Consider the following 15,908-nt stretch of genomic DNA (forward strand, 5'->3'; position numbering starts at 1 on the left):
ATATGCTGCAATCAGGAATTGAATTCTGGTGAGATGAAGTATTACTAATTTAATAGCATATACGATAATTTAAATAATCTGATATTATACTAAGAAGTTTGTAATTAAATCAGCTGCTATCAGTCATCTTAAGCGGAAATAATTATTTACTTTATTACTAACTAAATTGACTATACGTTAAGTAAAATTAGTAAAACTTAAGACGAAGTAATTCCTGATTTTTAAGGTTTATCCTGCCTTCTGAATTTTAAAACGTTTGTGATAAGTACCACTTGAAATATCCAGAATATAGAACCCACGCGGCAGGTTGGAGGTGTTCAGGAAACACGCAGATTGTTTACCTTTTACCACAGAACGTAACACCTGACGACCGTTGAGATCAAAGATTGTTGCTACGTGAGAAGCGTAGGCCGCAGGTACAGTGTAGTTCAGCTGATTACCAAACGGATTCGGATATACGTTTAATTGTACATCTTTTTGTGTCTCTTCCGGTCTGGAAGCTGCGAGTGTGGAAGCAGCAGCTGCTGGTCCGACGATAGTGAAATTAAATTTCTCCCATCCATCAATTGTAGGGCGTGTACAGGTCATTGCAGCGGCGCCATTTTCCGAAGAAACATACAAGCCATTATTACCTCTCAGGGAGATGGTACCGTCGGCATTGGAAATCCAGTCGAAAGCTTCATAAGAAGCGGCGGTGGTACGATTACAGGTGATGGCTTGCAGACCATTTTCAGATGAAACGTATTTGCCCATGCTACGCAGGTTTACTTTGCCCGGACCGGCATTCCACACGGAGAATTGTTCCCACGTCTGCGGAGCCGTTCTTTCGCAGGTCATAGCTTTTGTACCATTTTCACCACTTACATAGAGATTGTTGCTACCTCTGAGCGTGATGATCTGGCCGACCGGAATGTTATTACCGGGGTTGCTGGTTGTGGAAAACTGTACCCAGTTGAGGTTGAAGCCACCTGCAGAGACATGGAGACGTAATGTTTGCTCTCCGGCAGAGAGTGTGGCAGTTGTGGTGACGGTGGTCCATGTCTGCCATGCACCTGTAACCGGCACAGTAGCTGTGGACAATACTGCGCCATCTTTTCTCAGTTCGATAGTACCGCCGGCAGTCTCGCTGGCTACTCTGAACTGAACATTGTAAGTGCCTGCAGTCTGTACGTTGACTTTGTAATCCAGCCAGTCACCCGCATCGGTGTAACCAACGTTTAATCCGCCGCCGGCATCTGTGGTAGCTTCTGTCTGGATACCGCTCATACTGGTGAAATTTTCTGCCTGTACGGTACCTGGAATTGGAAGGGCAGGAGCGGGGCCTCCCGGTGTAACGCCACCGAGCCAGAGTAATCCGTCGATAATAAATCTGTTCTGGATTTCGCTGGCGAAGGTGGATGATTTCGGCGTGTTGTTGCTGTAGTTCATGTCGTTGTGACCGAAGTTGGCGTACAGCATTTTGAAGTTGTTGTTGGTCCACATGATCGGGTAGTAACCGCTTGTCCAGGACTGGTTTGGATCGGTACCGAGCGGGAAGCTCACCGGATCTACGGATGCAAGAATCCTGATGTTGCTGTTGGTTCGCAGATCATTGGTCCAGCTGTACCATTCGCTGACAGCCGAAGTGAAAGTTGCCGGTAATCGCAGGGTACTGGCGTGCGTACGGTCTTCCACTTTGAGCGTAGCGCTGGTAGGTCCCCAGGTGTTGTTGCGGAAGTTACCGCTGCCGAGGAAGGTGTTGTGATACCAGCTCCAGCCGGAGGCGCTGGTGGTGAAAGCGCACACATGGAAGCCCATCCATGCGCCACCGTTTTGCATGTACTGCTGAAAGGCGGCCCGCTGAGCGGCGCCGGAAGGCAGATCATCGAGGAAGAGGACTACCTGGTACTGCGACAGAAAGGTTGCATTCAGGTTGTTCCAGTTGTTGGTCGCTTCATAGGAGAAATTGTACTGCGCGGCGATGGTGGGAAACCAGCGGTTGGCTTCCTGTACAAAGCTGATGTGTGCAGCGTCCCATGTGCCATTGTAGAAAGCAATGACTTTAAAGCGGGGCGTCTGAGCCTGTGAATGGAAAGCTGCGGTCAGCAGCAAAAGGAATAATGCAAGGGTCTGCATTATCCGTTTGTAACGGAGAACGTGGATTGTCATCTGGGACAATTTAACAGTTATTAAGAGGGTGGTATAGGTTACCTATCGCATCCAAGATAGCTAAAAAAGGGGGGAAAACGATAAAAACCCTTTTGATAGTACTCAACTTACGTTAATGCTACGTTTTAAACGTAGCATTAACGTAAGTTGAGTACTATCAAAAGAGCTTATAGACTATCAGCCAATGGCTGACAACTATAAAGATAAAACGCAGGACTTTATCTCCAATGCAGGGGTGGATCAGATTTGTCCAAAAACAAAACAGCCGGTGTTTATTTAACACCGGCTATCAAGTATTTTATGCTTCGAAGCTTCGCGAGATTACTTAACGGAAGCAACCAGATTTTTGAAAGTTTCTGGTTCATTCATTGCCAGATCAGCTAATACCTTCCTGTTCAGGCCGATATTTTTAACTGACAATTTATGGATAAACTCAGAATAAGTGATTCCTTCAGCGCGAACTGCAGCGTTGATACGAGCGATCCACAGCTGACGGTAATTTCTTTTCTTGAGTTTGCGACCTACGTAGCTATACGTAAGACCTTTCTCCAATACGTTTTTCGCTACGGTATAAACATTTTTACGTTTACCGTAGAAGCCTTTGGCCTGCTTTAATATTTTCTTCCTGCGGGCCCTGGAAGCAACAGCATTTACTGAACGAGGCATATAGTGCTTTTTTGATCAGGTTTAATAATTAATTACTCAACAACACCACTTCTCATTATCTGAGAGCAAGCATTCTTTTTACCAGGTTCAGGTTAGCCGAATCTACAAGGGTGCTACCTCTCAGGTGGCGTTTTCTCTTGTTAGACTTCTTAGTCAGCAAGTGACTTTTGAAGGCATTATACCTCTTAATCTGTCCGCTCCCGGTCACCTTGAAGGTCTTCTTCGCCCGGGAATGAGTCTTTACTTTGGGCATCTTACATCAAATTTGGTCTGCAAAGGTAGGTAAATATTTCATACAACAAGCACGTGTTATAAAATATTTATTAACGTATTGCGAGTGTGGATAACTTTTAACCACAACAGCAAACTTTTTTTCGTCCAACTAAGGTACTGAAAATCAAATTCCCCCCGCCCTCTTATTTCTAATTATGCTTCCATTTATCGCTTTAGAATATATACACATTTTTTATATTTCCTATATTAGTTATAATTTTAATTTTAAAATAGTCTCATTTCTTAGCCATATCAAGAAAAAAATGATCAAGCCTATGGAAACACTTTACACTTCTCAAAAAGCCATTCCGGAAAGGGATTGGAGTCATGAACGATCGGTAAGCTATTGTAAATCCGTCAGTTGGTGCGATGTCTAATCGCGGCTCATCTGATACTTTTTTCACAAAACACCTACTGATGAAAAAGATTCTAATCCTATTATATACTATGATGTGTTGTGTCGTGGCGATGGCCCAGACCAACCCTCCGGTATATGTTAACGTGCCGGATGAAGTTTGTATCTCGACCGCCAGTAGTACTGCCGGTCAGGCCAAATATCTGAGCATTAACGCCATGATACCCACCAGTAATGGGTACCGGCAAACTTCCGACCAGGCTACATGGACGATATCGGGACCATCCGGGACTGATGCGGACTATGAAATCCTGTACACGGGTAATACCGCCGCAACGACTAAAGCAGCCAAGCTACAAAGAACAAAGTCGCTGACGTTGCAGTTTATGCAGGCCGGTACCTATACCGTGAATATTTCCATTCCCTATACGTACAACAATGGATCGGTAAGAACTTATACCACCAGCCGTACGATTATAGCGCATGACTGTACCATTAATATCTGTGGATCCAACGAGGCCAATGATAAACCAGGTTTCTTTGAGGACTTTGGTACGATGGCCAGCGGACAAACCCGTAGAAAATATCCGATCGATGGCGTAGTAACCTACGACTATCAGGGTACAGGGGAACTTGCAGATAACTATTATGCAATTTCTAACACGACCCAGTTAAAGGGAGACTGGGTGAACAACACTGACCACACCGGTAACAACCGTGGTGCGATGCTGGTTGCAAACTCCGCTTATCTCCCGAAAAGAATGTATCAGAAAACAGTAACAGGTCTCTGTCGCGGTTCTGTATACAACTTTAGTGCATGGTTGATTAACATCAACCCTATTGGCGTTTTTGAAAGTGGTTGTGTCAGCAAATATCAATATGCTGGTGTAACCTTCCAGGTGGTGAATGCCGCCAACCCAAGCCAGATTCTGGCAAACTTCCCAACCTATAACGTGTCAATGGACCTCAGTAATGCTAAATCGAGCTGGCAAAAATATGGTGGCTCATTTACGGTACCGTCCAATATTGACTCCGTTAAGGTAATTATCATGAACGACATGGATGGTGGTTGTGGTAACGATATCGCGATTGACGATATCGAATTCGCATATTGTAGCCCAAGCATCACCGCATCTATTAAAGGTAAGACAGATAACCTCGCGGAAGTAGTCTGCGAAGGCGCTCCTATTACCCTTACATCAAATTATACTCCTGCTACTTATTTTACAAATCCGGCTTACCAGTGGGAAATGAGTGATGACGAAGGTCTCACTTATGTGAATGTTCCATTTGGTACCAATACAGCAAAAGAACTGGTAATCGGACCTGGTGAACTGAAAGGTACCAGAAACGTTCCCACTTCTTATCGTTTCCGCGTCCGTATTTATGAAGTCGGGAGTAACTCGGTCACGTGTGCGGCGCCCTCGGAATTCGTCCGGTTAACGATCCTGCCAATGCCACAGCTCTACCTCACCAAGAGTAGGGTCTGCGCGGGGGCCTTTGTTGAATTACAGGCATCTGGTGGTTTCGACCGGTTTACATGGAGAGACCTTCCGGGATACGTAGGTGATACCCGTACCATCCAGATATTGGGTGATACCACTATTATGGTATACGGTTATGTGGATTATGCGGATGGACACACCTGTGTGGACTCCAATACTGCATTCATCAGTTCCGTAGAAGCGCCTGTTGTAGAAGTCATCTCAACTTCACAGAATATTTGTGAAGGATCCTCTGTTGATATCAAAATCAACGACGTTCTGAACAATGGTACTAATATTATTAAATGGTACCAGGGTCCTAATGCAGGTGGTACACTTACTCCTTTACCAGCATACGATGGTCTGACTACACTTTCTCAGGTACAGATCAATAATTCTGCTGAAGGCGTTTTCACCGTTGTGGTAAGCACACCGGGTGACATATGTAGGGTACAATCCGCACCATTCATTGTTAATGTAACACCAATCCCCGTAGCCGAAGCTGGTCCTTCACAATTCGCTTGTGCAAGTATGAACTCTTCCGGTAACTTCACAATGGCAGCACAACTGCTGACCGGTGAAAGCGGTGTATGGACAATTGACTCTATCTGGGGTCCGGCTGCACCTCCTGATACTGTAGGTGTAAATCTGAAAGATTACGCGAACATCACCCTGCCTACTCTTCGCAACACAAGAGTAACGTTGAAAAAAGGTGGTACAAGTGTAAGATTCAAATGGACTGTAAAAAGTACAACCAACAACGCCTGTGCAAGCAGCGACACCGTAACCCTGTCTCTCCTGTACGATCCGTCTTACAGCGACGCAGGTCCGGATACTACGCTTTGTGGTAATAATAATGTATTTACGATGAGGGCCAGCAGACCTGATCCGACGCTTACAGGATTGTATGCGGAGACAGGAACCTGGAAACTGGTGAGCGGTAACGCTACCATCGCGAATATTAATCAATATAATACCACCGTTACCTCTCTGGTAAATGAACAGGATATCGTATTGACATGGAAGATTACCAATGCTGGTAATTGTACGCCGAATGAAGATACTGTTATACTGCACAAGACTACCAGACCGATCATCAGACTGCAACCAGTACCAGTGCTTTGTAACACAGCGACTACCTTCAATCTGGATACTATTTCCACAAAAGGTAACCCGAATGTATACTCACTGACTACCGGTACACCAGCAATGCCAGGCTTCACGGCTGTCACCAATGACACCATCAAAGCATGGCCTCTGACCTTCAACATTCCTGCAAATACGCCAGCTGGCAACTATAGCTTCAACATGAGCTATAAAAACAGCGCGTCTGCGGGTTGTGACTCTACTATTACTTTCACGGTAGGTGTAGCAACGCCTCCGACTGCTCCGACTTCCGTAACTGTTGGTACACCTGGCATCTGCGTAACCGGTTCCACTACACTGACTGTTGTAGGCGGTAACCTGGGCACTCAGCCAAATGGTACACCAAATGCAGTATGGAGATGGTACGCAGGTGGTTGCGGAACAGGTACTGCTATCGGTACCGGTGCTACTATCACTGTCAATAACATCACTGCTACCACCACTTATTATGTACGTGCTGAAAGCACCGTCGGTGGTTGTGGTAATACAACCTGCGCAAGCGGTACTGTAACTGTTTACCAACAGCCAACTACTGCAAATGCGGGTGCTGACCAGACTAAATGTAATACGCCTGCCTTTACGGTGACCGGCAACACGCCGACACTGGGTACAGGCAGATGGACACTGGTTCCGGTAACTGGTACTGGTGCTACTATCACTGGTAGCGCAACCACACCAACGACCACTATTAATATTCCTGCTGGTGTTACGGTAAACGCAGTATGGACCATTACTAATGGTACTTGTATCAGCAGCGATTTCGCTGTTCTCAGAAATGATGTACTGCCTACTTCTAACGCAGGCACCGATCAGTCTAAATGTAACACACCTGGATTCAATGTAACGGCTAACACGCCTTCAGTTGGTACAGGTACATGGACACTGACTCCGGTAACAGGTACCGGTGCTACTATCACTGGTAGCACAACGACACCATCCACTACTATTAATGTTCCTGCCGGTGTAGTTGTAAGAGCTACATGGACAGTAACGAACGGTAGTTGTACAGTGTCTTCATTTGTTACACTGACCAACTACGCACAGCCAACTGCTGTTGCTGGTTCAAATCAGTCTAAATGTAACACGCCTACCTTCACTATGGCTGCTACTGCACCAACTGTAGGTACAGGTACATGGACACTGACACCGGTAACAGGTACTGGTGCTACCATCACTGGCAGCGCAACCAGTCCGACCACTACCATCAACGTTCCTGCAGGTGTAGTTGTAACAGCTACATGGACAGTAACTAACGGTAGCTGTACCGCGTCTTCTTCTGTAACACTGACCAACTTCGCACCTCCGACTACTTCTAACGCAGGTCCGGATCAGGAACAGTGTAACGTTTCAGCCTTTACACTGGCTGGTAACGCACCAACAATCGGAACTGGTGCATGGAGCGTAGTATCTTCTGCTCCTGCAGGTTTCACTTTAACCGCCGCTCAGATGAGCAACCGCACCGCTGCTGTGACTATCCCTGTGGGTACTACAGTAACACTGCGCTGGACCATCACGAACGGCCTTTGTACATCTACTGATGATGTTGTCCTGACCAACAGACCACTGCCAACAACTGCTGCTGCGGGTCCTGATCAGGCAAAATGTAACAATACTTCTTTCACACTGGCCGCTAATACAGCTACAGTAGGTATCGGAGCATGGAGCGTAGTTTCTTCTACACCAACCGGCTTCACTTTCCCTGCTGCAAGCGTAGGTAATCCAACAGCTGCTATCACTGTTCCTGTAGGTACAACAGTGACACTGCGCTGGACAATTACTAACGGTACATGTACATCTACCGACGACGTAGTATTAAGAAATGACGCACCTCCAACTACACCGAACGCTGGTCCTGACCAGTCTAAGTGTAACATCTCTGCTTTCACACTGGCGGCTAACACCATTACAGTAGGAACAGGCGCATGGAGCGTAGTATCTTCTACACCTGCCGGTTTCACTTTCCCTGCCGGTAGCGTGAATAACCCGACTGCAGCGATCACTGTACCTGCCGGTACAACTGTGACACTGCGCTGGACTGCTACTAACGGTACCTGTTCTGCAACAGACGATGTAGTGTTGACAAACTTTGCAACACCAACTACTTCTAATGCAGGTCCGGACCAATCAAACTGTAACAACCCTGCCTTTACGCTGGCTGCTAATGCACCAACTATCGGCACAGGTGCATGGAGCGTAGTATCTTCTACACCTGCCGGTTTCACTTTCCCTGCTGCTCAGGTAAATAACAGAACAGCTGCTATCAGTGTACCTGCCGGTACTACTGTAACACTGCGCTGGACAATTACCAACGGCGTTTGTACTTCTACAGATGATGTAGTAATTACAAACTTCGCAGCACCAACTGCTGCTAACGCTGGTCCTGACCAGTCTAAATGTAATACGCCTTCCTTCACAATGGCAGCTAATGCTGCTTCTGTAGGTACTGGTACATGGACCCTGACACCAGTGGTTGGTACCGGTGCAACCATTACAGGAAGCGTAAACAGCCCGACCACTACCATCAACGTTCCTGCTGGTGTAACTGTAAACGCGGTATGGACCATCACAAATGGTACCTGTACGACCAGCGATATAGTTGTACTCAGAAACGATGTACTGCCGACTGCAACTGCAGGTCCTAACCAGACAAAATGTAACATTACTACCTTCACCATGGCGGCTAACACCCCTGCGGTAGGTACTGGTACATGGACGCTGCCTGCTGGTTCTTCAGCAACCATCACTGCTGGTCAGCAGAATAATCCTGCTGCGGTGATCAACGTTCCTGCGGGTGCTTCTGTAGTAGCGACATGGACTGTAACAAACGGTACCTGTACTGTTTCTTCTACTGTGACGCTGACCAACAACGAGCTGCCAACTGCCAATGCTGGTCCTGCTCAGCAGAAATGTAATACACCATCCTTCACTATGGCGGCTAACACGCCGACCGTTGGTGCTGGTGTATGGTCACTCCCTGCTGGTACAACTGCTACCATCACAGGAAGCACAACCAGCCCGACCACTACCATCAATGTTCCGGTAGGTACTTCCGTAGTAGCTACATGGACTGTAACAAATGGTAGCTGTACCGTTTCTTCTACTGTGACACTGACCAACTTCGCGCCTGCAACTACATCTAACGCAGGTCCGGATCAGGAACAGTGTAACGTTTCAGCCTTCACACTGGCTGGTAACGCACCAACTGTAGGTAGCGGTGCATGGAGCGTAGTTTCTTCTGCTCCTGCTGGTTTCACTTTAACCGCCGCTCAGATGAGCAACCGTAACGCTGCTGTAACTATCCCTGTGGGTACTACAGTAACCCTGCGCTGGACTATCACAAACGGCGTTTGTTCTTCTACTGACGATGTTGTCCTGACTAACAGACCACTGCCAACAACTGCTGCTGCGGGTCCTGATCAGGCAAAATGTAACAATACTTCTTTCACACTGGCCGCTAATACAGCTACAGTAGGTATCGGAGCATGGAGCGTAGTTTCTTCTACACCAACCGGCTTCACTTTCCCTGCTGCAAGCGTAGGTAATCCAACAGCTGCTATCACTGTTCCTGTAGGTACAACAGTGACACTGCGCTGGACAATTACTAACGGTGTGTGTACTTCAACCGACGACGTAGTATTAAGAAATGACGCACCTCCAACTACACCGAACGCTGGTCCTGACCAGTCTAAGTGTAACACCTCTGCTTTCACACTGGCGGCTAACACCATTACAGTAGGAACGGGTGCATGGAGCGTAGTTTCTTCAACTCCGGCCGGATTTACTTTCCCTGCCGGTAGCGTGAACAACCCGACTGCAGCGATCACTGTACCTGCCGGTACAACTGTGACCCTGCGCTGGACCGCTACTAACGGTACCTGTTCTGCAACAGACGATGTAGTGCTGACTAACTTCGCAGCACCGACTCCTGCCAATGCAGGTCCTGACCAGGAAGATTGTAACAACACGTCTACATTCACACTGGCGGCTAATGCAGCTTCTGTGGGTACAGGCGCATGGAGCGTAGTATCTTCTACTCCTGCAGGATTCACTTTCCCTGCTGCTCAGGTGAACAACCGTACAGCAAGTATCACGATACCTGTAGGTAGCAGAGTAACCCTGAGATGGACAATCACCAACGGTGTTTGTACCACTTCAGATGATGTAACACTGACCAACTACCAGCAACCAAACCTTGCAAATGCAGGTCTGGATCAGGAACAATGTGCCGGTCTTGACTTCGTAACTGCTGCCAATGCGCCGACAGTTACTGGTGCAACCGGTGCGTGGACCGTTATCAGTGGTAATGCAACAATCAGAGCAGGCGAAGAGAATAACCCTGTAGCGCACATCACTGTGCCGAACGGTGAATCAGCTATCCTGCGCTGGACGCTCACAAACGGTACATGTTCAAACTTTGATGATGTTGAACTGACCAACTATCTGACTCCATCTCCGGCTAATGCTGGCGTGGATCAACGTGAATGTAATATCTCTACGTTCTATATGGGTGCTAATGCACCGGATGTTCCTGGTGCTACCGGTACCTGGACACTGGCTGCTGGTTCTCCGGGTTCAATCAACGCAGGTGACGACAACAATCCAGCTGCACTGATCAATGTTCCTGTGGGTACTACAGTAACCGCGATCTGGACGATCACAAATGGTACATGTCCTACTTCAGACACTGTGTTGCTGACTAACGACGTGATGCCAACTGCTGCGGATGCAGGTCCTGATCAGGAACACTGTAACATCCCTGCCTTCAGAATGGCTGCTAACACAGCTTCTGTTGGTGTAGGTAAATGGAGTCTGACTCCGGGTACGACTGCTTCCTTCGCGGTAGCTGACAGTACTAATCCTAATGCGGTGATCACCGTTCCTGCGGGCGTAACCGTAACAGCTACATGGACCATTACCAATGGTTATTGTGTGACATCTGATGATGTTGTACTGACTAACAGAGTAATGCCTGCTGCTGCTGTTGCCGGTCCTGACCAGCAGAAATGTAATACACCTGCCTTCACAATGGCTGCTAACGTTGCCAATGTAGGTGTAGGTAAATGGAGTCTGGTACCGGGTACTACTGCTTCTTTCGCAGTAGCTGACAGTACCAATCCTAATGCTGTAATAAATGTTCCAGTAGGCGTAACAGCACAGGCTGTGTGGATCATCACCAATGGTGTGTGTGAAACAAGAGACACTGTCGCGCTGACTAACTACGAAATGCCAACTGCCGCTGCTGCCGGTCCTGACCAGGCACAGTGTAACACGCCTGCCTTTACAATGGCTGCTAACGCTGCTTCTGTAGGTACAGGTAAATGGAGCCTCGTACCGGTTACAGGTACAGGTGCTTCCTTCGCAGTAGCTGACAGTACCAGACAGAATGCGGTAATCAACGTACCTGCTGGTGTAACTGTTGACGCGGTATGGACTATCTCTAACGGTGTCTGCGTAACAAGAGATACTGTAAGACTGACCAACTACGTAATGCCAACAACCGCTGCTGCCGGTCCTGACCAGGCACAGTGTAATACGCCTGCCTTTACAATGGCTGCTAATACAGCTTCTGTAGGTACAGGTAAATGGAGCCTCGTACCGGTTACAGGTACAGGTGCTTCCTTCGCGGTAGCTGACAGCACCAGACAGAATGCGGTAATCAACGTACCTGCCGGTGTAACAGTTGACGCGGTATGGACTATCTCTAACGGTGTCTGCGTAACAAGAGATACTGTAAGGCTGACCAACTTTGTGGCTCCTGCTGCTGCTAATGCCGGCGCTGATCAGACACATTGTAACACTCCTGCATTCACAATGGCTGCTACGGCGCCAACTGTAGGTACAGGTAAATGGAGTCTTCCAGCTGGTTCTCTGGCTTCCTTCGCCGTAGCTGACAGCTCTAACCCTAATGCTGTGATCAATGTACCTGCGGGTCAGACGGTAACAGCTACATGGACTATCACAAATGGTGTTTGTACCACTTCTGATAATGTGATCCTGACCAACTACGAAATGCCATCTAATGCGGCTGCTGGTGCAGACCAGGTTCATTGTGACGATCCAACCTTCACAATGTCAGCTAATGTTCCTTCTCCTGCTACAGCGAGAGGTATCTGGACAATCGTAAGCGGTACAGCGACAATCACTGATCCAAACAATCCTTCTACTACCGTAAGAGTTCAACCAGGTCAGACAGTAACCCTGCGCTGGACAATTTCTAACGGAACATGTACATCCACTCCTGATGACGTGGTGCTGACCAACCAGGCAATGATCCTGGGTAACACCATCACCGCTGATCAGCTGCTTTGTGGAAATGAAACACCTGCAATGCTGCAGGGTGCTACCCTGAGCGGTGGTAACGGTACCTTCACTTATCAGTGGCAGGTAAGTACAACCAGCGCAACAGTCGGTTTCGCAAACGTAACCGTAGGTGGTACCAATGCAACATTCACTCCTCCGATGATCACCCGTAATACCTGGTACAGACGTGTGGTAATGTCCGGTGCTTGTACTGGTAACATCAGCAACGCAGTAATGCTGACCCTGATGAACATTCCTCCGGTAGTAATATCCGTTCCTGGTCCGCTGACAGTGGATTGCGAACAGGGTACTGACTACACCCAGAAATTCGGTACTCCGGTGTTCAGCCATGCTCCTTATGACAATGAGCCACTGAGCATCACTTACAACGACGTAACAGTAACAGTTGACGCTTGTACATTCACGGTAAGACGTACATGGACAGCTACTGACCGTTGTGGTCTGACTACTCAGGCACAACAGACAATCACTGTGGTAGACACGAAAGCACCTGTATTCACGGGTACTGCTCCTGCCAACATCACTGTAGATTGTGATAAAGTACCTGCAGCGGTTACCCTGCCTGCAAACGACGCTTGTAACGGCGCTATGACGATCACTCCGATCGAGGTGAGAATCGACCAGCCAGGTGCTTGTGCAAGCAACTATCAGCTGATCCGTAAATGGGTTGCAGTTGATGCTTGTGGTAACGCGAGCGATACGCTGAGACAGATCATCACTGTAAGAGACATGACGCCTCCTGTATTTGACGGTACGGCTCCGACCAATATCACTGTTGATTGTGATAAGGTTCCTGCCGGTACGCCAATGACAGCGACTGACAACTGTACACCTGGTGTCCTCACTATCAATCCGGTAGATACCCGTAAGAACATCTCCGGCAGCAAGTGTACTGACAACTACCAGATCATCCGTACCTGGACAGCTACTGACCTTTGCGGTAACAAAACCGTACTGACGCAGACTATCACTGTTCAGGATACAATCAAGCCTAGATTCTCCATGTCAGTACCTCCGGCAGTCACTGTAGATTGCGACAAGGTACCGTCTGTTGAAACTATAACAGCTACAGACAACTGTACTTCAACCGTAGCCGTAAGAGTTACAGAGAGAAGAGATAACCTGTCTTCTTCCTGTGCAAGCAGCTACAAACTGACACGTACCTGGACAGCTACCGATAACTGTGGTAATACGAACGTAATGCAACAGGTGATCACTGTACAGGATACTACAAGGCCGGTGTTCGTTGTAGCACCTCCTGCTGATACAACAGTAAGCTGTGATGCGGTTCCTGCTCCTCCGACCAATCTGAGAGCAACCGACAATTGCAGCACTGTGAAAATCAGTTACACCCAGACACGTGAAACGATTCAGGGCGCTTGCGCAAGCAACTACCGTCTGATCCGTATCTGGACTGCAAAAGATGCATGTAACAACACAGCGATCTTCCGTCAGGTGATCACCGTAACGGATACTACAAGACCAACGATCGATCCTGCTCCGGCAAACGTAACGTTGAATTGTGGTGACGCTATCCCTGCCGCAGCTACACTGTATGCACGTGACAACTGTGACGCTACCTTCCCTAAGAAGGCTATCATGATCCAGGATCCGTTTACAGTAGATCTGTGTGCTGGTTATACCATCACAAGAAGATGGACTATCACTGACGCATGTGGTAACACAGCAACTGAACGTGTACAGACAATCACGGTGAATCCTTGTCCGAAACCGGCCCTGGTTCCATCCCTGCCTGCTAACTGTTCTGACAATACCAAATTTGCAATCCTGCTGGAGAATAAGGTAAGCAGACCTAAATTCACCCTGACGAGCGTAGTTCCGGCTACTGCGGTTAACACTCCGCTGACACAGAGCAGCAACGTGTTTGACCTGAATGGTGCCACTCAGGCTACCTTCATCGTAACAGACGGTGTAACTGGCTGCGTATCTGATCCTATCACGTACGATCTGCAATATGTAACCAAACCAACGGTTGAACTGGGTAACGATGTAACTATCTGTCAGGGTAGTACAACAACCCTTGATGCCGGTATCGCAAATGATGTTTACGCTATCCGCTGGTCAACTGGTGCTACTACCAGAACCATCGATGTAAGCACGGCTGGTACTTATTATGCGACTGTCACTAACGGTATCTGTTCTGCAACAGACTCTGTGAAGGTCATCGTTAATCTGCCACCACCGATCAATATCCGTGACACTGCTATCTGTCAGGGCGAATCAGTAACACTGAACGCTTATGTAGAAGGTGGCAGCTATGTATGGTCAACTGGTGAAACCACCGCTTCTATCACTGTAAATGCAACTGGTACTTATGGTGTGGATGTGACTGTAAATGGTTGTTCTAATCACGGTGAAGCAGTTGTTCTCGTAGGTACACCGCCAAATATCGTTCTGACCGACGATACCGAACTGTGTCCGAATGAAACAGTAATGCTGAACGTAGAACCTGATGGAGGTTCCGTACTTTGGAATACAGGTGAAAACACCAATTCGATCGTAGTATCAAGACCAGGTGATTATACTGTGACTGTAACCCGCGATGGTTGCGTGGTAACTGATAAAGTAACCGTCACTTTAAGACCTGACCTGGGTATTGACCTCGGACCAGACAGAGAGTTCTGTAACGGCGGACGTGTAGTGATCGACGCTACTCATCCTGATGCAATCTCTTACCTCTGGAATGATGGTGATACGAATCCGGTGAAAGAAATCACTGGCGCCGGTAAATATGTAGTGTCTGTAATGGACAGATTCTGTTCAAGAATTACCATGGATAGTGTGAATGTAACTGTGGCAGGTATTCCTGACTTCAATCTGGGCAGAGACACCATGTTATGTATCGGTGAAGATCTGACGCTGAGAGTAAATGCTGGTGCAGGTAACACTATACGTTGGCAGGATGGTTCAACCGCTGCTACTTATAAAGTGACCACTCCGGGCACTTACACAGTGACGATCTCCAATGATTGTGGATCCATGTCTGACCAGATTGTGGTTCGCTATCAGCCTTGTGAAGCTAAACCAGAATTCCCGACCGGCTTTACGCCAAACGGTGATGGACATAACGACATCTTCAGACCTGTCGTTCGCGGTCCGATGTATGACTACGACTTACGTATCTACAACCGTTGGGGTGAACTGATCTTCTTAAGTAAAGATCAGAAGACCGGATGGGATGGCCGATACAAAGGCGCCCTGGTTGAAAACGGAACTTATGTCTGGATGCTGAGCTATAAGAAATCGCTCGGTGGCAACACAAATGTTGTGAAAGGCGAAGTGACCGCTATCAGATAAGAAGTGTAAAGTACAATAGGCAAAGGCGTCCCGGTTATTCCGGGGCGCCTTTCTTTTTTTTAGGGAAAAAATAATATAAGAGGGGTAGTTGTGAAGTGGTAATACAGACCAGCGCAGTGGATTGTCGCTGTGAGATGGTTGGTGTTTGGTAGGGCAGGGAGCGACTTACGGCTACGAGACGTTCATTATATCTGACG

General features: G+C 47.7%; 4 protein-coding genes. 1 reads left to right on the forward strand and 3 read right to left on the reverse strand.

The genetic code is table 11. The features are described 5' to 3' along the window. Nucleotides 1-228: 228 nt before the first annotated feature. From FEF09_RS11965 to rpmI, 3 genes are all read right to left on the reverse strand, one after another. Nucleotides 229-2,148: a carbohydrate-binding protein gene (locus FEF09_RS11965; protein ID WP_146305329.1), complete on the reverse strand. Its 1,920-nt coding sequence runs from the start codon at nt 2,146-2,148 to the stop codon at nt 229-231. Between the two features lie 321 nt (nt 2,149-2,469). Then, nucleotides 2,470-2,814, reverse strand: coding sequence for a 50S ribosomal protein L20 (rplT, locus tag FEF09_RS11970; RefSeq protein WP_012791389.1), 345 nt, complete (start codon nt 2,812-2,814; stop codon nt 2,470-2,472). Between the two features lie 55 nt (nt 2,815-2,869). Then, nucleotides 2,870-3,067 carry a 50S ribosomal protein L35 gene (gene rpmI / locus FEF09_RS11975; protein ID WP_012791390.1) on the reverse strand — a complete coding sequence of 66 codons (198 nt, stop codon included), beginning with the start codon at nt 3,065-3,067 and terminating at the stop codon, nt 2,870-2,872. A gap of 437 nt (nt 3,068-3,504) precedes the next feature. On the opposite strand from rpmI, the gene FEF09_RS11980 reads away from it, so the two are divergent. Next, nucleotides 3,505-15,711 (forward strand): gliding motility-associated C-terminal domain-containing protein, encoded by a 12,207-nt coding sequence (locus FEF09_RS11980; protein ID WP_146305330.1) that lies wholly within the window; start codon nt 3,505-3,507, stop codon nt 15,709-15,711. Nucleotides 15,712-15,908 lie beyond the last annotated feature (197 nt).

The organism is Chitinophaga pinensis (genome assembly GCF_007896845.1).
In the GTDB taxonomy this organism is placed as follows: Bacteria; Bacteroidota; Bacteroidia; order Chitinophagales; family Chitinophagaceae; genus Chitinophaga; species Chitinophaga pinensis_C.